This window comes from Paraburkholderia sp. SIMBA_027 (assembly GCF_046535315.1).
In the GTDB taxonomy this organism is placed as follows: Bacteria; Pseudomonadota; Gammaproteobacteria; order Burkholderiales; family Burkholderiaceae; genus Paraburkholderia; species Paraburkholderia tropica.
The window spans coordinates 45,238-63,931 of the sequence record NZ_JAWRWY010000023.1; the positions used below are offsets into that span (position 1 = coordinate 45,238).

Consider the following 18,694-nt stretch of genomic DNA (forward strand, 5'->3'; position numbering starts at 1 on the left):
GATACGAAGGAAGACAAAGATGGCACTCCCGACTCTCGACCCCAACGCACCTGACTTCACGCGCCGCTACGTGAATCTCGCGGACCCGCGTCTGGGCGCGCAGGCGCTCGAGGCGAGCGACGACTTCTTCGCGCCGAAGGAGCGCATGCTCAATCCGGAGCCGGCCGTCTTCATCCCTGGCAAGTACGACGATCACGGCAAGTGGATGGACGGCTGGGAAACGCGCCGCAAGCGCACGACGGGCTACGACTGGTGCGTCGTGAAGCTTGCGCGTCCGGGCGTCATCAAGGGCCTCGATCTCGACACGAGCCACTTCACGGGCAACTATCCGCCGGCGGCCTCCGTTGAAGCCGCGCATGTGCCCGACGGCGCGCCCAACGGCTCGACGCAATGGACGGAAATCGTGCCGTCGATGTCGTTGAACGGCAACAGCCATCACTACGTGGAAGTGCGCAGCGACAAGCCGTTCACGCACCTGCGCGTGAACATCTATCCGGACGGCGGCATTGCGCGTCTGCGTGTCTACGGCCAGCCGCAACTCGACTGGCAGGGCGCGAGCCGCACGGAACTGTTCGACCTCGCCGCGATGGAAAACGGCGCGTATCTCGTCGGCGCGAACAACCAGCACTTCGGTCTCGCCTCGACGATTCTGATGCCGGGCCGCGGCGTGAACATGGGCGACGGCTGGGAAACGCGCCGCCGCCGCGAACCGGGCAACGACTGGGCGATCATCGCGCTCGCGCAGCCGGGCATCATCAAGAAGATCGAAGTCGATACGGCGCACTTCAAGGGCAATTATCCGGATCGCTGCTCGTTCCAGGCCGCGCGCGTGGTGGGCGGCACCGACAGCTCGCTCGTGACGCAGGCGATGTTCTGGCCCGTGCTGCTCGGCGAGCAGAAGCTGCAAATGGATAACCAGCACTACTTCGAAAGCGAACTCGCGGCGCTCGGCCCGGTCACGCACGTGCGCTTCAACATCATCCCGGACGGCGGCGTGTCGCGCGTGCGTCTGTGGGGCACGCTGGCCTGAGCCGCATCATGAGCGATACCCGTACCACGCTGACCATCGAGCCGCTCACGCGCGAGGCGTTCGCGCCGTTCGGCGACGTGATCGAGCTTGAAGGCGCGAAGCAGATTCCGATCAATCTGGGCACGACGATCCGCTATCACGATCTCGCGAAAGTGGATGTCACCGACGAAAACGGCCGCACGCTGGTCAACCTGTTTCGCGGACAACCGCGCGTGCTGCCGTTCGAAGTGAGGATGCTGGAGCGGCATCCGCTCGGCAGTCAGGCGTTCGTGCCGCTCAACGACAAGCCGTATCTCGTCGTGGTGGCGCTGGCCGGCGATCTGGACCTGACGAAGATTCGCGCGTTCGTCACGAGTGGGTGGCAGGGCGTGAATTACGCGAAGGGCGTCTGGCATCACCCGCTGATCGCGCTGGGCGAGGTGAGCGATTTCATCGTCGTCGATCGTGGCGGTGACGGGCTCAATCTCAACGAGCTGGATCTGCCGGAATCGCTGTGGCTCACGCAGGAAGCGATGGAGGCGGCGGGTCGCTGACGCGGTGTTTTCGTCGTCAGTTGTGGCTTCGCCATGCAAAAAGCCACGAACTCGCGTTCGTGGCTTTTTTGTTTGCTGCGAGGTGGCGCGCCCGCGTAGCCGCGAGCGCGCCACCGCATGCCGATCAGAACTCGTAGCCGACCTGGGCGCGTGCGCCCGCGTCGCCGTTGTTCGTGACCGCTACGCCGACGTTCGCCAGCCAGTGCATATTGGCCGAACGATACGTGACGGCGACTGCCGCCGCGCTGCTGCCCTTGTAGTAGCCGCCGCCCGCCGCGACCACGGTCTTGCCCGGGCCCGAAGGCGTCAGGTTAGGCATGGCCATGGCCGCTGCCACGCCCGCATACGCGTTCTTCTCGACCGTGTTGATCGAGCGCTGCAGGCTTTGCACCTGCTGGTTGAACGTGTTCGACTGCTGCGAGAGCGCGCTGTTCATCTGGCTCAGGTTGACCACGTCCGTGCCCGACGTGCCCGCCGCGACGTTGGTGATCTGCCGCTCCGAACCTTCCGAGCCCACCGACACCGCGCCTGCGCGGTCCGCAACCGAATTCGCGCCGATGGCAACCGAGTTCGCCGCCGTGGCCGACGCGTTGCGGCCGAGCGCAACCGTGCTCTCGCCCGACGCCACCGACGAATCACCGATCGCCGTGGCGTTATTGCCCGACGCCGCTGCGCCGCCGCCGAGCGCGATGGTCTGCGCGTTCGTCGCCGATGCCGGACCGTTCGCACTGTTGACCGAAAGCGCCGTGGAACCCGTCGTGGCGATGTTCTGCACGGCCTGGTTCAACGCGTCGACTTGCAGGTTGGTCGCGAAGAGTTGCTGGCCGGTCACGGCGTCGCGGCTCGTCGACGACAGATCCGCGTTTTCCAGACCGCTGAGCTTCACGTTGCCGCCCGTTGCGCTCGCCAGCGTGATCTGGTCGTGCGCATCCGAGTCGTAATGCACGGCGCTGGTGTCCGTGGCAGCGCTCGCTGCGACGTTCGTGTCGCTCGCGGCGAGCAGGGTGCGGTTGACCGCGGACATCTGCACCACGGAGTTCGACGAGCCGCTCGCATGGATCGCGTTCGCGCCGCCCACGACATCCGCGAGATCGGCCGTGTTTTGCGTCACGCGGCTGTCGAGATTCGCGATGGCGTCGCCGACCGTGTTGACGACCGTGCCGCCTACCGAATACGACGGCGCGACGAACGCACCCGCCGAGTTGATCGACGCGCCGCCGCCCAGTGCGCTCACGACGCTGCGCATCTGACCGACGTTGACGGCGTCGTTATCGGCCTGACCCGCCGCCATGTTGACGATGCGGCGCGTGTTGGCCTGGCTTTGCGCGGTGTAGGCATTGCCGTCGGCGTCATAGGCGGTGAACACACCCGTGCCGTCGCTGCCCACGGAGACCGTGTTCGACTGGTTGGCCACCGAGCCCGCGCCGAGCGCGACGGCGTCCTTCGCGTTGGCGTAGGCCTGCACGCCGAGCGCGACGGCGTTCATCGCGGGCGTGTAGGCACCCGAACCGATGGCGATCGATCCCGCGCCGAATGCGCGCGCGACGTCGGTGGGCGCCGTGCTGCCCGAGTCGTTGCCGTAGCCCGCGACCTGCGAGTAGTACGCCGCGCTCTTATAAGACTCGGTGCGCCCCGAAGCGTCGACGCCGGAACCGCCATTGACGTCCGAACCGGGGCGAGCGGCGAACAGCTGTTGACCGCCGCCGGCGCCAGGCATGTGGGAGGCGACGATGTCGTAGACTTGCCCGACGTTAGCGGCATCCGTGTCTTGCACGCCGTCGGCCAGGTTGCTAATGCGGGTGCCGACCGGCAGGTGGCCTTTTTCGCGGTCCCCATCGACGAAATACACGCTGTCGCCGACACCGGGGTTCAGCACGATTTCCGGGCTGCCGGCGTCGATCGAACCCGCCACATAAGTCACGGCTGCATTGCTGACGTTGCCCATGCTGTCGAACTGGAAGCCGGCCGAGGCCATTTGCGCCACGTTCACGGCCGCGCTGTCGGCAATGCCGTTCGCGAGACCCATGAGCTGACGCGCACCGGCCGTGCCCGTGAAGTCAACGTTCGCACCGTCGGTGTCTTTCGCAACGGTGATGTCTCGCGTGTCCTCGTCCTGCAGGGTGAGGCCGATCTTGCCGTTCGTGATGTTGTACGTCAGGTTGTTGATCGTAGTGGTGTTCGCACTGGTTTCCTGGATCGTCGAGAAGAGCTGCGAGCCGTTCACCGCGTCGGTCGAGTCGGCGCTCAGGCGGCCAGCCGCGACGTTGGTGATCGTGCGCTCCGCGCCCACGTCGCCGATGCTGAGCGTACCGACCGGCGCCACGCCCGCGAAGGCGTAGTCGTTGTCGCCGATCGTGGCTTCCGTGGTGGCGACGACCGGCGCGGTCTTCGCGTCCGCGCCGAGGGCGATCGAGCCGTTGTCTGCCGCGTGCGCATTGCGGCCGATCGCAATACCGTCGATGCCGGAAGCGGCTGCATTAGCGCCGAGCGCAATGGCTTGCGCGCCGGTTGCGCCGTCGTTGTTGAAGTTGCTGAAGCTGGTGTCGCTGTTCACGCTCAGATAGTGCAGCGACGAACTCGTGATCTTCCTGTCGATGGCGTAGAGCTGCGCGCCGTTGACGGCGTCGGTACTCGTGCTGCTGAGCGTGCCCGCCTTGATGTTGGTGAGTGCCACCGGCGTGGATGAGCCCGCGCCGCCGAGCGTCACCTTGCTGTGCGCCGACGAGTCGTAGACCACGGCGTCGGCGAGCTTGCCCTGGATGTTGGTGACGTCGCCCGCGAGGTTGGTGACCGCGCCGGCGATGTTCGTCACGGTGCCCGCGAGGTTGCTGACCGACTGATTGGTCGCGTAGAGCTGCGCGCCGTTGACGGCGTCGGTGCTCGCGTCGCTGAGCGTGCCCGCTTCGATGTTGGAGAGTGCGACCGGCGTGGAGGTACCCGCGCCGCCGAGCGTCACCTTGCTCTGCGCCGTCGAGTCGTACACCACCGCGTTGGCGAGCTTGCTGTCCACAATCTGCTGCGCCGCATAGAGCTGCGAACCGTTGATGGCCTGTTTGCTGGTGGCGTTCACGTCGCCGTCCGCGAGACCGACGATCTTGTGGCCGGTCATCATGACCTGGCTGTCGAACGCCGCCGTGCCGTAGACCTTCACAGCGGCATCGCTGCCGGTGCCGCCGCCGGTGCCGCGGATCTCGACCGTCTTGCCGTAGTTGACGAGCGTGCCGTCTGCATAGCCCGAAACGCGTGCGGTCGACGTAGTGAAACCGTAACCGCCATAGCCGTCGCCAGCGTTGTTCAGCGAGAAGGTGAGGCCGTCGGTCGTGCCCTTGCCGTCGGTCGAGCAGTCGATTCGCTCGTATCCCCCCGTATTGCCCCACGCATAGCCGGCGGCGCCGGAACACAGTTCAAGCGAGCCTTTGCCGACAGTGCCGACCGTGGCCGCGCCGGCGGAATTCACCGCGAGACTCGCCGCGAGCCCCATGGCTCCGGTGGCGATGACCGCCATCGTGCGCGACGATTTTCCGCGCGCAGCGGCAGTTTCCGGAGCAGCTACCCAGGTTTGGTCTGTTTCACTCCAGACGGAGCGATATATTTTGTTCATCTAACTACCTATAAGGTGAGGTGAAAGGCGAATGCGCGTGACATGGCGCAGGCAGTTCGAGATGCCCCCCGTATGACGATCACGTGCTCGGCGAAATTTATGTGGGGATCAATGCACCGAACATACGATTTGTCCTAAATGGACCCCGATGCGGCTGTTCGTTGTCTGAGAGCTTGCCTGGCAGGGAAGGTGTCTTCCCTAAACATGCAGAAGGGATTAGGCGGAAAAGTTGACGTAGATCGTTTGCGGCTGTGGGGGAATTCTTCCGCAATGAAGGATCACAATGAGGCGTGAGTCAGGTGGCGCTTAATTGTTGTGAACAGTGATCAAAAAATGTCAATCGGATTGGACGGCGATTCTGTGTTTGATAGGATCAATTCGCCCCCCAAAACGAGGGAGGCATAAACCAACTTAAATGAGGAAACCTAATCATGAAAAAAATCGAACGCGCTCAACTCGCGGAAATCAAGGTAGCCGGCGGTTGCTGCAAGAAAGTTTGCGCACCGCGCCGTGTCGTCTCGACGCCGGTATCGTCGGGCAGCTCGGGTGGCTCGCCGGTTCCGCGTTAATCGCGTGAGTTGAGCAGGAGGGGCGCATGCCCCTTCTGCTTTCGACGTCACGGTCGCGCATGGACGGCGAGTCGCGTCGCCGCTCCATTGCATGCCGTCATTCACCATGCAAACACCACTCTCCGTCCTGCTGCGTCTTAACCGGCAACTGCGCTACCGGTTCGCCTGTGCGCGTCATGCGATGCGCCGCGCCGTGTTCGCGAGGCTGTCGTTCGCGGGTGTCGAGCGCGTCGCGTTACTGCGCTGGCTGATCGGCAGTCTGTTCGACGCACGCTCGCGCGCAAGCGGCATCGCGCGTTACGAAGCGGGGCGCACGGACGTCGGGCTTGCACGCGAACACGCGTTGCGCACGATGTCGGCGGATCTGCGTCAGCGTTTGCTCGATGAATGCCTCTATGCCGGTCGCGCGCTGCATCGCGACACGTGGCCGGATCTGCGTGCCGCCGGCGGGCACGTGGCGCAGCGCATCCGCGAAATCAAGGCGCGCGAACCGGGGCGCGCGGTCCTGCTTTCGCCGTTTCATCATGTTTCGCAGTACGCCAACATCTATGTGATCGACGAAGTGCGCAAGGCGCTCGGCCTCGCGTCCATTGCCGTCGTGTCGGGCGTGCCGCGCGACGTCTACGGCGAGGACGCCGCGATGATCCCGTCCGTGCCGGTGCTGTACACCTACGACAGCGACAGTGAGCAGCGCAACAGGCTTGGCTTGCGCGTGGCGCGCGCGTTGCGTCGTGACGGCGTGCTGGCGATCTTCGCCGACGCCGCGCCGTTTTCGCTCGCGAAATATCCGATGGAAACCGTCGGCGTCACGATGTCGGGGCGCGCCGCGCGCGTGCATAACGGCGTCTTTCGGCTCGGGGCGCCGATCGATGCCTGTTTGCTGCCGTTTTACCTGACGCTGTCGAACGGGCGTTTCGACGTTCAGGTGGGCGAGCCTGTCGACCTCGCCGCGTCAGACGCGCCGCAACGGCTCGCCGACGCCATCGACGCCGCGCGTCGCCACAACTATCCGGACTGGCTGTTCGCGGGCCATCCGTGCGGCTATCACTTCGCGCCCACGCGCTGAGCCGCGCATAACACGCTGTAGACGAATCACACGCATTGCCGGCACCGCCGGCAACGGGGACCTGATAACAAGATGGAATCGAAGCCTCTTCCCGAGTTTCGGGATATTCGCTGGCGCTGGATCGCCTATGCGTCGTCGGCGTTCGTCGTCGTGGCCTTGGTGCTGGCGTTCACGCACGAAGTCGAGCTCAAGCAGGATGTGCGCTGCGAAATCGTCTCGCCGGCCGAAATCAAGATTCAGGGCGAGACGGGGCTGGTCTCGGCGATCTACGTCGAGCCGCCCGCGCGTGTCGCTGCCGGTCAGCCGTTGTTCCGTCTCGAACGCGACATGTCGCTCGCCAACGACGGCACGCGCCGCGCGACATTCGACGCACAGGTGCGCGACGAAGAGCGCCGCGCCGCGGACGCGCTCTACACGCAACGACGTATCGACCTGAACACTCAGCTCGCGACCGCGCGCGCCAACGAGGCGAGCCGGCGCGCCGAACTCGCGCAGCTCGGCGAACAAGGCGCGCAGAATGCGCAACTGGTCGGCGAAGCGCAGAAGAAGCTCGCGCGGCTCGAATCGGTGTCCGACTACGTCGTGGCGGATCGAATCGAGCAAGCCCGCGCGGATGTGCATCAGAGCCGCATCGCGCGCGCGGAATCCGCTTCGCGCAGGCAGCAGACGCTGGCCGCGCTCGTCGACCTCCAGAATTCGCAGACCGCGCTCGCGGCGCAGTTGAAGGAACTCGACGCGAGCCACGCGCGGGATCTCCAGGAGGCCGACGCGCGCTTCGAGCAGAACCGACGCGACGCCACCATTTCCGCGCCGAAGTCGGGCGTCGTCACCTTTTCGCGACTGGTTCAGGGCGCGATGCTGCAGCCGTCGGATATCGCGCTCGTCATCGTGACCGACACCTCGCAGCCTTTGCGCGCCGAGTTGCGCATTCCGTCGCGGCGGCGCGGCTTCGTGCGCGAAGGGCAGACCGTGCGCCTGAAATTCGACGCGTTTCCGTATGCGAAATTCGGTTCCTACGAGGCGCGCATCGATTCGATTTCGCGCACGACAGTGGGCACGGCGCCGCCCGCGCCCGCGAGCGCGGGCGCCGACAAAGCCGCCGCCACGCCGCCCGGCGACGAGTACGTTGCGTGGGTCACCTTGCGCGGCCGCACCTTCGATTACGGCAAGCAGCACTTCGACATCTTGCCGGGCATGCAGGCGAGCGCGAGCGTCGTGGTCGAGCGTCGCACAGTGGCCGAGTGGGTGCTCGAGCCGCTCTTCAAGATCGCGCGAGGTTGAGCATGCACGTCATCTACCAGAATGAAGTCGCGGAGTGCGGCTATGCGTGTCTCGCGATGGTGCTCACGCATTGCGGTCGAGCGACGGAGGTTCGCGAGCTGTCGGCACATCGGCCAATTTCGGCGAACGGCTTGACGCTGATGGATCTCTATGACGTCGCGACCGAGTTCGGCCTCGAAGTGCAGGCGTTTCGCTTCGAACCTCAGGATGTCGCGGATATCAAGCGCGGCTCGATCGTGCACTTCGGCGGCGCGCATTTCGTCGTCGTCGAACGTTGCTCGCGCAACTATGTGAAGTTGATCGATCCAGCGATGGGGCGGCGGCGCATCTCCATGGATACGTTTCTCGCCAACGTGTCGGGTTTCCTGATCGAGTGCGCGCCCACGCCCGCGATGCAGCGCATCGCCAGACGCTGGCGCGTGCCGGCCGCGCTCGCGCAATTGCGTGCCCTCAATCCGCAGATGCGCGGCCAGATCACAAAGATCCTTTTCGTGGCGCTCGGCAGCCAGTTCGCCGTGCTCGCGCAGCCGTATCTCGGCTCGTTCGTGCTCGATCATGTGGTCGCGGAAGACAACCTCAATCTGTTGAACGTGCTCGCGATCACCTTCGCGGGCATCTTCCTGGTAGGAGCGATCAGCCAGTACGCGCAGGGCGTGCTCGTCGAACTGCTGCACGCGCTGATGAGCGTGAACGCGACGCAGGGGCTGCTCGGCCATCTGCTGCGTCTGCCGGTTTCGTACTTCGAAAAACGCAACGTGGGCGATGTCTTCGCGCGCGTGAAGGCGCAGGACGAAGTGACGGGCTTCGCTTCGCGTTCGGTCGTCACGCTCTATATCGATCTCGCGGTCGGCCTGCTCGCGCTGGCGATGATGTTCGTGCAGAACCCCGGATTGTCGTTGGTCGTGCTGGCGATCTTCGGGCTGTATGTGCTGGTTTCCGGCTTGATGTTCGCGTCGATGTGGGAAACGCACGCGCGCGTGTTCAACGAATCTGCGCGTTGCGACGACGCGCTGATCGAAACCGTGCGCGCCGCGCCGCTCATCAAGCTCTCGCAGGGCGAGACGCGCCGCGTCGCGCGCTTCATGGAGCAGTTTCGCAGTTACGCGTCGGTGCTGTTTCGCAGTACCCGGCTGTCCGCCACGCGCGACGCCGTGCTCAAGCTGCTCGCACACGCGGAGACGCTGGCCGTGACCTGGCTCGCGGCGAAGCTCATGCTCGCGGGCACGGTGTCGGTGGGCGCGTTCTATTCGTTCATGATCTACAAGTCGTTGTTCTCCGATCGCGTCGCGCACGCGATCAACACCGGTTTCGCGTACTTCATGCTGAGCGTGCCCGTCGCGCGCGTGGACGACATCACGCAGACCGAAACCGAGCGTTACACGCCGCTCGAAGATATGCACAAGACGGTCGAGGCGCGGCGCTTCGAATGCATCAGCGTGCGCGACGTGACGTTTGCGTATGGCGTGTCGGACCAGCCGGTGCTGCGCCACGCGAGCCTCGATATCGCGCGCGGCGACAAGATCGTCATCACCGGGCCGTCGGGCGCGGGTAAGTCAACGCTCTTCAAATTGCTCGCGGCGGCCGAGCAGGCGCAGTCGGGCGAGATTCTGCTCAACGGCATCGCGTGGCCGAATCTCGCGGTCGACGAAATCCGCCGACACGCGGTGCACATGCGCCAGGGCGACATCATCCTGCACGGTTCGATCGCCGATAACATCTCGCTTTTCGAAGGCAACGCCGACGAAAAGCGCATTCACGCGCTGCTCGAAGCCGTGGGCCTGCTCGACGACGTGATGCGTCTGCCGATGCGCACGCGCACGGTCATCAGCGATTCGCTGGCGAATATTTCGGCGGGGCAGCGTCAGCGGCTGCTGCTGGCGCGCGCGCTGTATCAGCCGCGCGAACTGCTGCTGCTCGACGAACCCACGTCGAATCTCGATCCGCTTGCTGTGCGGCGGATCGCGTCGCTGTTACGGCGGATCGAGCGCACCGTCGTGGTGATTACGCACGATGTTGCGATGGCCGAGGGCTTCGATCGCCACTATCGGCTGATTGACGGGGCGTTCGTGCCGGTGGATCGCGCGCAGGCGGAAGCCGCGATGGAGTCGGCGTGATGGCGGCTTCCGGCTCGAAACGATTGGTCTGCGTGACACGTACATGGACGTGCGCGTTGTCGGTCGCGCTGACGATGCTGACATCGCCGGCCGCGCACGCCGCGGACCTGCTCGGCGTGGTGGAAGACACGCTCGATCACGACGCGACGCTGGCCGCTTCGCGCGACGCGTACCGCGCGGCCATGCAGGCGGTCCCGAAGGCGCGCGCGGGCCTGATGCCGCGCGTGCAGGGCGGCTGGGGCCGCGCGTACAACGGCATCGTGATGGAAGACTTTCCCACCCAGCACTACTGGCAGAGCGGCTGGACCGTTTCGCTCGTTCAGCCGATTTTCGACTGGTCGCTCTGGACCGCGTATCGTCAGGCGGATTACGTGGTCGCGCGCGGCAAGCTGGAGACGGCGAGCGCGACGCAGGACGCGATCCTGCGCGCGGCGCAAGCCTATTTCGATGCGCTCGCCGCCGAGGACGAACTGGCGCGCGCCACCGCCTATCGCGCGGCGCTCGATACGCATTACGCGCAGTTGGTGCGCGCGAAGGCGGCGGGCGAGGCCACGCTCGTCGATCTGCGCGAAGCCGAATCGAGCCGCGCGCAGGCTCAGGTGCAATGGCTCGATGCGCAGAGCCAGGCGAGGCTGACGCGGCTCGCGCTGGAGCGGCTGACCGGTAAGCCACCGGGCGCGCTTGCCGTGTTGCCAGCGCAGGTCGCACCACCCGCGCTCGCACCCGCCGACGTCGAACCGTGGGTCACGCAGGCGCAAACCCGTGCGTACGCGGTGCAGATCGGCGAGATGGCGTTGCAGGTCGCGAAGTTCGATACGCAGAAGGCGCAGGCCGCGCATTATCCGAACGTTTCGCTGCAAGTCACGCATACGCCGGCGGGTGCGGGCGGCGGCTACTCGCGTCCGACCACCACCACGACCGGCATGCTGCAAGTGACGATCCCCGTGTTCTCGGGCGGCGAAACCACGGCGCTCACGCGCGAAGCGCAGGCGCTCGAGGACAAGGCGCGCGATGAACTCGAAGCCGCCGTGCGCGACGCGGCGGCGAACGCGCGCGACGGCTGGCTGCGCGTGAACGCGGGTGTCGAGCGCAGCCAGGCGCTCGCGCAGTCGGCGCGGCGCGCGCAGGACGCGCTGGACGCCACGCGGATCGGTTTTCGCGCGGGTAGTCGTACGAGCGTCGACGTGCTTCGCGCGACCGACGCGCTCTATGCGAGCCAGCGCGATCAGATCCGCGCGCGCTACGACACGGTGCTCGCCTTGCTCAAGCTGCTGGCCGAAGCCGCGATTCTCGATCTCGATGAAGTGGGGCGTCTCAACACGCAGTTGTTCGGCCGTGAAGGCGAGGGCAAGATGGTCGACGTGCCCGCGCCGGTGAGGGCGACGACGATCGTCGAAGCGCACACGGCAGAGCCCGCACGGCTGCCGGAAAAAGCCGCATCGCCGGAAACAGCGCCTTACGCACGACGCCCGATGAGCGCCGCCGAGATGGCTCCGGCCGCATCGGTTTCCGGCGCAGTCTGGTAGGGATTTACACCGGCGCAACAAGCAAGAAAGCAAAGAAAAGGCAAAGGCCCGAAGCATCGTCTGCTTCGGGCCTTTGCGTTTGACCGGTGACGCGCGCAGGCGTCATGCGCTTACTGTTTTGCGCCGCCCTGGAACCACATCGCGATCTTCTGGCGCTCGTCGTCCGTCATATGCGTGACGTTGCCGAGCGGCATCGCCTTGAGCGTCACCGCCTGCTGATACAGACGCTGCGCGTTCTGCGAGATTTCATCGGGCGTATCGAACATCACGCCGGCGGGCGCAGCGCCCATCATCGTCGGGTGGGCCGAGTGGCAGCCCGCGCAACGTTGCTGAAGAATCGGCTGGATGTCGCCGACCTTGAGCGTCGGCGCGTTCGCCGCTTCGGCTTGCGGCACGACCGGGCGCGGCAGCGTCCACACCAGCGCGACGAACATCAGCGCCACGCCGCCGATCGGCAGATACCAGAGCTGCTGACCGCGATGACGCATCACGAAGAACTGGCGAATCAGCGCGCCGGCCAGCATGATCACCACGAGCACGGCCCAGTTGTAGGTGTGTGCGTACGTCATCGCGTAGTGGTTCGACAGCATCGCGAACACCACCGGCAGCGTGAAATAGGTGTTGTGCACCGAACGCTGCTTGCCGCGCTTGCCGTAGATCGGGTTCGGCACTTCGCCCTTGAGCATCGCGGCGACCATCTTGCGCTGGCCCGGGATGATGACGAAGAACACGTTCGCCGACATGATCGTCGCCAGCATCGCGCCCATGATCAGATACGCGGCGCGGCCCGAGAAGATGTGGCAAGCGAGGTACGCGGCGATCACCACGTAAAGGCCCACGCATACGCCCAGCAGGCGGTCTTTCGTGCCGAGCAGGCGGCACAGCGAGTCATAGACGATCCAGCCCGCGGCGAGAAAGCCGAGCGCCGAGAAGATCGCCACGACCGGGCCCATGTCGAGGACGTTCTTGTCGATCAGATACGTGTTCGGCGCCATCAGATAGAGCACCGTGAACAGCGACGCGCCCGAGAGCCACGTCGTGTACGAAGGCCACTTCGACCAGTGCAGGTCGTCGGGCATTTCGGGCGGCGCAACCGTGTACTTCTGCATGTTGTAGAAGCCGCCGCCGTGCACGTGCCACAGTTCGCCGAACACGCCGCGACGGCGCTGGTTCGGGTCCGTCGGCGGTTTCAGGCTGTTGTCGAGCGCGACGAAGTAGAACGATTCGCCGATCCAGGCGATCGCCGCGATGACGTGGAACCAGCGCAGCGCGAGGTTCAGCCAGTCAGTGATAAAGCCTTCCATGAAACTCCTCCACTTCTGATTCGTGACGCGCGCTGGGCATCGTCCTGGGATCGATGCGCCGTCGCGCGCGGACTGCGGGGCTGGACGCCATGCAAAGAGGCGGCGTCGTGCAGGCAGGACGCTCCAGTGCGCTCCACGGCGATACAGCGCCGTTGCCTCGACGTTGAATGTGTCTAGCCGCTGTCTTTGCGGTCCGTCTGTTGTTGTGTCTGTATCGTCTGCGCGATGCCGAAAAACGGCGCGCCTAGCTGCCGCGATACGTGCTGTACGCCCACGGCGAGACGAGCAGCGGCACGTGGTAGTGCGCGTTGACGTCGGCGATACCGAAGCGCAGCACCACGCGGTCGACGAAGCGCGGCTCCGGCACCTTCACGCCGAGCGCCGCGAAGTAATCGCCCGCATGGAACACGAGTTCGTATTCGCCCGCGGCGAGCGCGACGCCTTCGAGCAGCGGTTCGTCGCAGCGGCCGTCGTGGTTGGTGGTCACGGTCTTCAGCGCCCGGCGTGCCTCGCCGTCGAGCGCATGAAGTTCGACCTTGATGCCCGCGCCGGGACGGCCGTTCGCGGTGTCGAGCACGTGGGTAGTCAGCTTGCCCATTCGCAGTTTTCCTTGTGTTTTGCTGGTGTCTTTGCGAGCTTGCGGCGGCAGCCCGATCCCGGAATTCGGTGCGGCGGATCGAGGCTCCACGTCGCTGGCGAGACAGTGGCTACATACCCGTCGGCGGATCGATGCGAGCGCCGTGAACGCATTTTAAGAACGATCGGGCCTCCAGCGCGCGAGCGATAGGAAAGATAATGCCGGCAGCATGAGCCTCGCGCGCCGCGCCAGTCCTGGCGGCCTTCCGGCGCGATCCAACCCGCATTTTCCATGCGGGTTTTCACCCATGAGTGCATCCTCGCACAGCCAAAAATCGACCTTTATATGCTGGGCGTGAATTCGGGTATCTCATTGGCGCGAATTGTCAGCATTTTTTTGACCGCCGAAGGTAGAGGTCATGCGCTGCCTCGCCGGCTGAACGGCGGGCGGCGCATCCCGAAGACGGCGCTGCGCGCCGGGTAACCGGGCCAGCGGCGTCCTTGCGGGGATGCGTCGGCACCGGTTTCCGGCTCGGCGGCGCGTGCGGCAGGGACGTCTGTCAACACCCAGGGCCAGGGCCCGAACGCCGCGGCACAGCAGGGCCGCCGCGGCACGACAACGGAGCGAACAGACACGATGGAACCCACGAACCGCACGACGAACGGCATGGCGCGCGAACCCGGCAAGGGCAAGACCCTGCTGGTGAAGAACGCCGACATGCTGGTGACGATGGACGGCGCGCGCCGCGAGATTCGCGGCGGCGGCCTTTATGTCGAGGACAACCGCATCGTCGCGGTCGGACCGACGGCGGAATTGCCGTCCGACGCCGACGACGTGATCGACGCCACCGGCCATCTCATCACGCCGGGCCTCGTCAACACGCATCACCACATGTACCAGAGCCTCACGCGCGCGCTGCCCGCCGCGCAGAACGCCGAACTGTTTGGCTGGCTCACGAATCTCTACAAGGTGTGGGCGAATCTCACGCCCGAGATGATCGAGGTGTCGACGCTCACGGCGATGGCCGAGTTGCTGCTGTCGGGCTGCACGACGTCGAGCGACCATCTGTACATCTATCCGAACGGCAGCCGTCTCGACGACAGCATCCGCGCGGCGCAGCAGATCGGCATGCGCTTTCATGCGAGCCGCGGCAGCATGAGCGTCGGGCAGAAAGACGGCGGTTTGCCGCCCGATTCGGTGGTCGAGCGCGAGGACGCGATTCTCGCCGACACGCAGCGCCTCATCGAGACGTATCACGACGAGGGCCGCTACGCGATGCTGCGCGTGGTGGTCGCGCCGTGTTCGCCGTTCTCGGTGAGCCGCGACCTGATGCGCGAGTCGGCGACGCTGGCGCGGCACTACGGCGTCTCGATGCACACGCACCTCGCGGAGAACGTCAACGACATCGCCTATAGCCGCGAAAAATTCGGCATGACGCCGGCGCAATACGCGGAGGATCTGGGCTGGATTGGCCCCGACGTCTGGCATGCGCACTGCGTGCAGCTCGACGATCACGGCATCGGCCTGTTCGGGCGCACGGGCACCGGCGTCGCGCATTGTCCGTGCTCGAACATGCGGCTCGCATCGGGCATCGCGCCGGTCAAGAAGATGCGGCTCGCGGGCGTGCCGGTCGGGCTCGGCGTCGACGGCTCGGCGTCGAACGACGGCGCGCAGATGGTGGCCGAGGCGCGTCAGGCGATGCTGCTCGCGCGCGTCGGTTTCGGCCCCGATGCGATGACCGCGCGCGAGGCATTGGAAATCGCCACGCTGGGCGGCGCGAAAGTGCTGGGGCGCGACGACATCGGCGCGCTGGCACCCGGCATGGCGGCGGATTTCGTCGCGTTCGATCTGCGTCAGCCGTCATTTGCGGGCGCGTTGCACGATCCGGTCGCGGCGCTGGTGTTCTGCGCGCCGTCGCAGGTCGCGTTGAGCGTGATCGGCGGACGCGTGGTGGTGAAAGAAGGGGTGTTGCAGACCGTCGAACTGGGTCCGGTGATCGAGCGCCACAACGCGCTCGCGGCGCGGCTCGTGCAGGCGGCGCGTTAATGCTTCGGTGATGAGTTGAGCAAGCGCGAAGCGGCGCCGAACGCCGCTTCGCCTGGACATCGTTTAAGGCTTGTCGATCAGCGTCTTCGTCGCTTCGGCGACGAGGCCGCGCAACCAGCGCACTTCGTCCGAATAATGACAACGCTCGTGCCACAACTGGTAGTACTGCATCGGCGGGAAATCGAGCGGCGCGGGCACGACCGTGAGCGGCAGGAAGCGCGCGTAGTGGTCGGCGAACAGACGCGTGGTCGTGAACACGAGATCCGACTTGATCAGCACGTAAGGCGCGAGATTGAAGTACGGCAGCGTGACGACGACGTGACGCTTGAGACGCTCGCGCGCGAGATGCACGTCGATGGCGCCGCGCTGGCCCACGGAATAGGGCGTGGGCGCGAGATGCGGTGCGTTCAGGTACTGATCGAGCGTGAGCCCGCCGCGCTTGGCGAACGGATGCGTGTTGCTCATCAGGCAGACGATCTGGTCGACGAACAGATTCGAGAGGTGCAGTTGCTCGGGCGGCTCGGGCCAGTTGCCGATGACGATATCGAGCTTGCCTTCTTCGAGCGCGAGTTCGTAATCGAACGCGGGACCGAGCGAATGGAATTCGAGCGTGGCGTTGGGCGCGGCCTGGCGGAAACGCTCGACGACGGTGGGCACGAACAGCACGTTCAGATAGTCGGGGCAACCGATGCGGTAGCAGCGAATGGACGTAGCCGGATCGAAATTATGCTGCTGGAAACGGATGCGTTCGATTTCGCGCAGCGCGTTCTGCACCGGTTCGAGCAGGCGCAGGCCGTATTCGGTCGGCACCATGCCCGACTTGCCGCGCACGAGCAGCGGATCGCCCGTGATGTCGCGCAGACGGCGCAGCGCGGCACTGATTGCGGGTTGGGACTGATTGAGCTTGACGGCCGCGCGCGTGACGCTGCGCTCCATCAAGAGGGTGTGCAAGACGCGCAAGAGGTACGTGTCGATCGCCTCGCGTTGCTGACTCATGAACTACTCTCCGAATTATATGTTTTGGCTGATCGAAAGGCTTCGTGGGTATATGTTTTTTAATATGGACAAAAAGGGCCGTCAAGGGCGGCTTATACCGACGCCGTGTGAAAGCCCGGCCCACGCTGGCGCACGTCGGCCAAATAACCGGTATACGCCTGTGAGGTCTGGACGACGAACATTTTTGATGTCTCGACGTTGGCAGGGCTAACAGGTATCGTCACCCGCGCAGCGGCGCTTCGCGCGGCGCGGAACGAACCGGCTTGCGCCTCCGAACAGGCAATCGATTTCCGCGATTCAGCCGCACTCCGGCCGCACCTCGGCCGCAATGCAGGCGCACGACAACGAACTACGGCACAACCTCCATGGGCGACTCTTCTTCCCGTCAAGCCAGCACGCCGCGACTCGCGCTTTTTGGCATCACGAAGCAATATCCGGCGGTGCGCGCCAACGACGATGTCACGCTGACCGTCGCGCCCGGCGAAATCCACGCCTTGCTCGGCGAAAACGGCGCGGGCAAGAGCACGCTGATGAAAATCGTCTACGGCGCGGTGCGCCCGGACGCAGGCGAGATTCGCTGGGAAGGCGAGCGCGTCGAGATCGCGAGTCCGGCGGCGGCGCGCAAGCTCGGCATCGGCATGGTGTTCCAGCATTTTTCGCTGTTCGAAACGTTGACGGTGGGCGAAAACATCGCGCTCTCGCTCGACGAAACGTTCGATCTGAAGGCGCTCGCAAAACGCATCCGCGAAGTGTCGGCGCAATACGGACTCGACGTCGATCCGCAGCGCCACGTGCACAGCCTCACGGTGGGCGAGCGCCAGCGCGTGGAAATCGTGCGCTGCCTGTTGCAGAACCCGCGTCTGCTGATCATGGACGAGCCCACTTCGGTGCTCACGCCGCAAGCGGTGCGCAAGCTGTTCGACACGCTGCGACGGTTGGCGTCGGAAGGCTGCAGCATTCTCTACATCAGCCACAAGCTCGACGAGATTCAGGAACTCTGCGATACGGCCACCGTGCTGCGCGGCGGCAAGGTCACGGGCAACGTGAATCCGCGCGAGGAAACGCATGCTTCGCTCGCGCGCCTGATGGTGGGCCGCGAATTGCCCGATTACACGCGTCGTGCGCACACGCCCGGCGACGTGCTGCTCGACGTGAAGCAGCTTTCCATGCCGAGCGACGACCCGTTCGGCACCTCGCTCAAGGATGTGTCGTTCGGCGTGCATAGCGGCGAGATTCTGGGGATCGCGGGCGTGTCCGGAAACGGCCAGGCCGAGTTGCTCGCCGCGCTCTCGGGCGAAGCGCAGACCACGCGCCACGGCATGCACGCCGACGCGGTGACGATCTGCGGCAAGCCGGCCGCACGCATGTCGGCGGGCGCGCGCCGCAAGCTCGGCTTCGCCTTCGTGCCCGAAGAGCGGCTCGGACGCGGCGCGGTGCCGGCGATGTCGCTCGCGGAGAACGCGCTGCTGACGGCGCATCGCGAAGGCATGGTGCGCTCGGGCTGGCTCAAGACCGGCGCGATGCGCGCGTTCGCCGAACGCTGCATCGGCGCATTCGACGTGCGCTGCGGCGGTCCCGACGCGCTCGCGCAAAGCCTCTCGGGCGGCAATCTGCAAAAGTTCATCGTCGGGCGCGAGATTCTGCAGGCGCCGAAGGTGCTGGTGGTCGCGCAGCCCACGTGGGGCGTCGACGTCGGCGCGGCGGCGTTCATCCGGCAGCAGTTGCTCGATCTCTCGGCGCGCGGCGTGGCGATTCTCGTGATCTCCGAAGAACTCGAGGAACTGTTCGATATCTGCGATCGCATCGCCGTGCTTGCGGGCGGACGTCTGTCGCCCGCGCGCCTCACCGGCGAGACGAACGCCGAAGAAATCGGCCGCTGGATGGCGGGGCTGTTCGGCGAGCGCGCGGAACAGAACGGGCCACAGACGGGCCCGCAGAACGGTGGCGAGCCGCCCGCCGAACCGGCCGCGCCGACGGCGCACGCGTGAGCGGCGCGACACGACACGACCTAACACGCCGCGCATACCGACAACGACGCAACGTTTCCGATT

At 65.5% G+C, this 18,694-nt stretch carries 13 protein-coding genes; 9 read left to right on the forward strand and 4 right to left on the reverse strand.

The features are described from left to right. Nucleotides 1–19: 19 nt before the first annotated feature. Nucleotides 20–1,030 carry an allantoicase gene (gene alc, locus SB764_RS33170; protein WP_336751765.1) on the forward strand — a complete coding sequence of 337 codons (1,011 nt, stop codon included), beginning with the start codon at nucleotides 20–22 and terminating at the stop codon, nucleotides 1,028–1,030. Nucleotides 1,031–1,038: 8 nt separating this feature from the next. Next, nucleotides 1,039–1,563, forward strand: coding sequence for an ureidoglycolate lyase (locus SB764_RS33175; RefSeq protein WP_410865980.1), 525 nt, complete (start codon nucleotides 1,039–1,041; stop codon nucleotides 1,561–1,563). A 124-nt stretch (nucleotides 1,564–1,687) separates the two neighbouring features. Here the strand turns inward: SB764_RS33175 and SB764_RS33180 are convergent, their stop codons facing one another. Then, entirely contained in the window at nucleotides 1,688–5,164 is a 3,477-nt protein-coding gene (locus tag SB764_RS33180; RefSeq protein WP_410865981.1) for an ESPR-type extended signal peptide-containing protein, read from the reverse strand. A 675-nt stretch (nucleotides 5,165–5,839) separates the two neighbouring features. Here SB764_RS33180 and SB764_RS33185 point away from each other — a divergent pair. The 4 genes from SB764_RS33185 (at nucleotide 5,840) to SB764_RS33200 (ending at nucleotide 11,720) form a co-directional block, all read left to right on the forward strand. Then, nucleotides 5,840–6,799, forward strand: a complete 960-nt coding sequence (locus SB764_RS33185; protein ID WP_110329139.1) for a hypothetical protein — start codon at nucleotides 5,840–5,842, stop codon at nucleotides 6,797–6,799. A 72-nt stretch (nucleotides 6,800–6,871) separates the two neighbouring features. Then, nucleotides 6,872–8,080, forward strand: a complete 1,209-nt coding sequence (locus tag SB764_RS33190; protein ID WP_410865982.1) for an HlyD family efflux transporter periplasmic adaptor subunit — start codon at nucleotides 6,872–6,874, stop codon at nucleotides 8,078–8,080. A 2-nt stretch (nucleotides 8,081–8,082) separates the two neighbouring features. Then, the gene (locus SB764_RS33195) at nucleotides 8,083–10,194 is read left to right on the forward strand and encodes a peptidase domain-containing ABC transporter (protein ID WP_336751757.1); all 2,112 of its coding nucleotides are present in this window, start codon (nucleotides 8,083–8,085) and stop codon (nucleotides 10,192–10,194) included. Nucleotides 10,195–10,226: 32 nt separating this feature from the next. Next, complete coding sequence (locus SB764_RS33200; protein WP_231957551.1) at nucleotides 10,227–11,720, forward strand: TolC family outer membrane protein; 1,494 nt, start codon at nucleotides 10,227–10,229, stop codon at nucleotides 11,718–11,720. 110 nt (nucleotides 11,721–11,830) lie between these two features. On the opposite strand, the gene SB764_RS33205 is transcribed toward SB764_RS33200, so the two are convergent. Then, nucleotides 11,831–13,024, reverse strand: coding sequence for a urate hydroxylase PuuD (locus SB764_RS33205; RefSeq protein ID WP_065060132.1), 1,194 nt, complete (start codon nucleotides 13,022–13,024; stop codon nucleotides 11,831–11,833). Between the two features lie 244 nt (nucleotides 13,025–13,268). After that, on the reverse strand, nucleotides 13,269–13,622 hold the full coding sequence (uraH, locus tag SB764_RS33210) for a hydroxyisourate hydrolase (RefSeq protein ID WP_065060131.1): 354 nt from the start codon (nucleotides 13,620–13,622) through the stop codon (nucleotides 13,269–13,271). Between the two features lie 270 nt (nucleotides 13,623–13,892). On the opposite strand from uraH, the gene SB764_RS33215 reads away from it, so the two are divergent. Beyond that, nucleotides 13,893–14,084, forward strand: a complete 192-nt coding sequence (locus tag SB764_RS33215; protein ID WP_065060130.1) for a hypothetical protein — start codon at nucleotides 13,893–13,895, stop codon at nucleotides 14,082–14,084. A gap of 153 nt (nucleotides 14,085–14,237) precedes the next feature. Then, nucleotides 14,238–15,647, forward strand: a complete 1,410-nt coding sequence (locus SB764_RS33220; RefSeq protein WP_110329143.1) for an 8-oxoguanine deaminase — start codon at nucleotides 14,238–14,240, stop codon at nucleotides 15,645–15,647. 63 nt (nucleotides 15,648–15,710) lie between these two features. Here the strand turns inward: SB764_RS33220 and SB764_RS33225 are convergent, their stop codons facing one another. Then, nucleotides 15,711–16,643, reverse strand: coding sequence for a LysR substrate-binding domain-containing protein (locus tag SB764_RS33225; RefSeq protein WP_065060128.1), 933 nt, complete (start codon nucleotides 16,641–16,643; stop codon nucleotides 15,711–15,713). Nucleotides 16,644–17,008: 365 nt separating this feature from the next. On the opposite strand from SB764_RS33225, the gene SB764_RS33230 reads away from it, so the two are divergent. Next, nucleotides 17,009–18,631, forward strand: coding sequence for an ABC transporter ATP-binding protein (locus SB764_RS33230; RefSeq protein WP_410865983.1), 1,623 nt, complete (start codon nucleotides 17,009–17,011; stop codon nucleotides 18,629–18,631). The last annotated feature ends 63 nt before the right edge of the window (nucleotides 18,632–18,694 follow it).

Coding starts and splice junctions, on each gene's coding strand:
- alc (WP_336751765.1), top strand. CDS start 20: ATGGCACTCCCGACTCTCGACCCCAACGCACCTGACTTCACGCGCCGC.
- SB764_RS33175 (WP_410865980.1), top strand. CDS start 1,039: ATGAGCGATACCCGTACCACGCTGACCATCGAGCCGCTCACGCGCGAG.
- SB764_RS33180 (WP_410865981.1), bottom strand. CDS start 5,164: ATGAACAAAATATATCGCTCCGTCTGGAGTGAAACAGACCAAACCTGG.
- SB764_RS33185 (WP_110329139.1), top strand. CDS start 5,840: ATGCAAACACCACTCTCCGTCCTGCTGCGTCTTAACCGGCAACTGCGC.
- SB764_RS33190 (WP_410865982.1), top strand. CDS start 6,872: ATGGAATCGAAGCCTCTTCCCGAGTTTCGGGATATTCGCTGGCGCTGG.
- SB764_RS33195 (WP_336751757.1), top strand. CDS start 8,083: ATGCACGTCATCTACCAGAATGAAGTCGCGGAGTGCGGCTATGCGTGT.
- SB764_RS33205 (WP_065060132.1), bottom strand. CDS start 13,024: ATGGAAGGCTTTATCACTGACTGGCTGAACCTCGCGCTGCGCTGGTTC.
- uraH (WP_065060131.1), bottom strand. CDS start 13,622: ATGGGCAAGCTGACTACCCACGTGCTCGACACCGCGAACGGCCGTCCC.
- SB764_RS33215 (WP_065060130.1), top strand. CDS start 13,893: ATGCGGGTTTTCACCCATGAGTGCATCCTCGCACAGCCAAAAATCGAC.
- SB764_RS33220 (WP_110329143.1), top strand. CDS start 14,238: ATGGAACCCACGAACCGCACGACGAACGGCATGGCGCGCGAACCCGGC.
- SB764_RS33225 (WP_065060128.1), bottom strand. CDS start 16,643: ATGAGTCAGCAACGCGAGGCGATCGACACGTACCTCTTGCGCGTCTTG.
- SB764_RS33230 (WP_410865983.1), top strand. CDS start 17,009: ATGGGCGACTCTTCTTCCCGTCAAGCCAGCACGCCGCGACTCGCGCTT.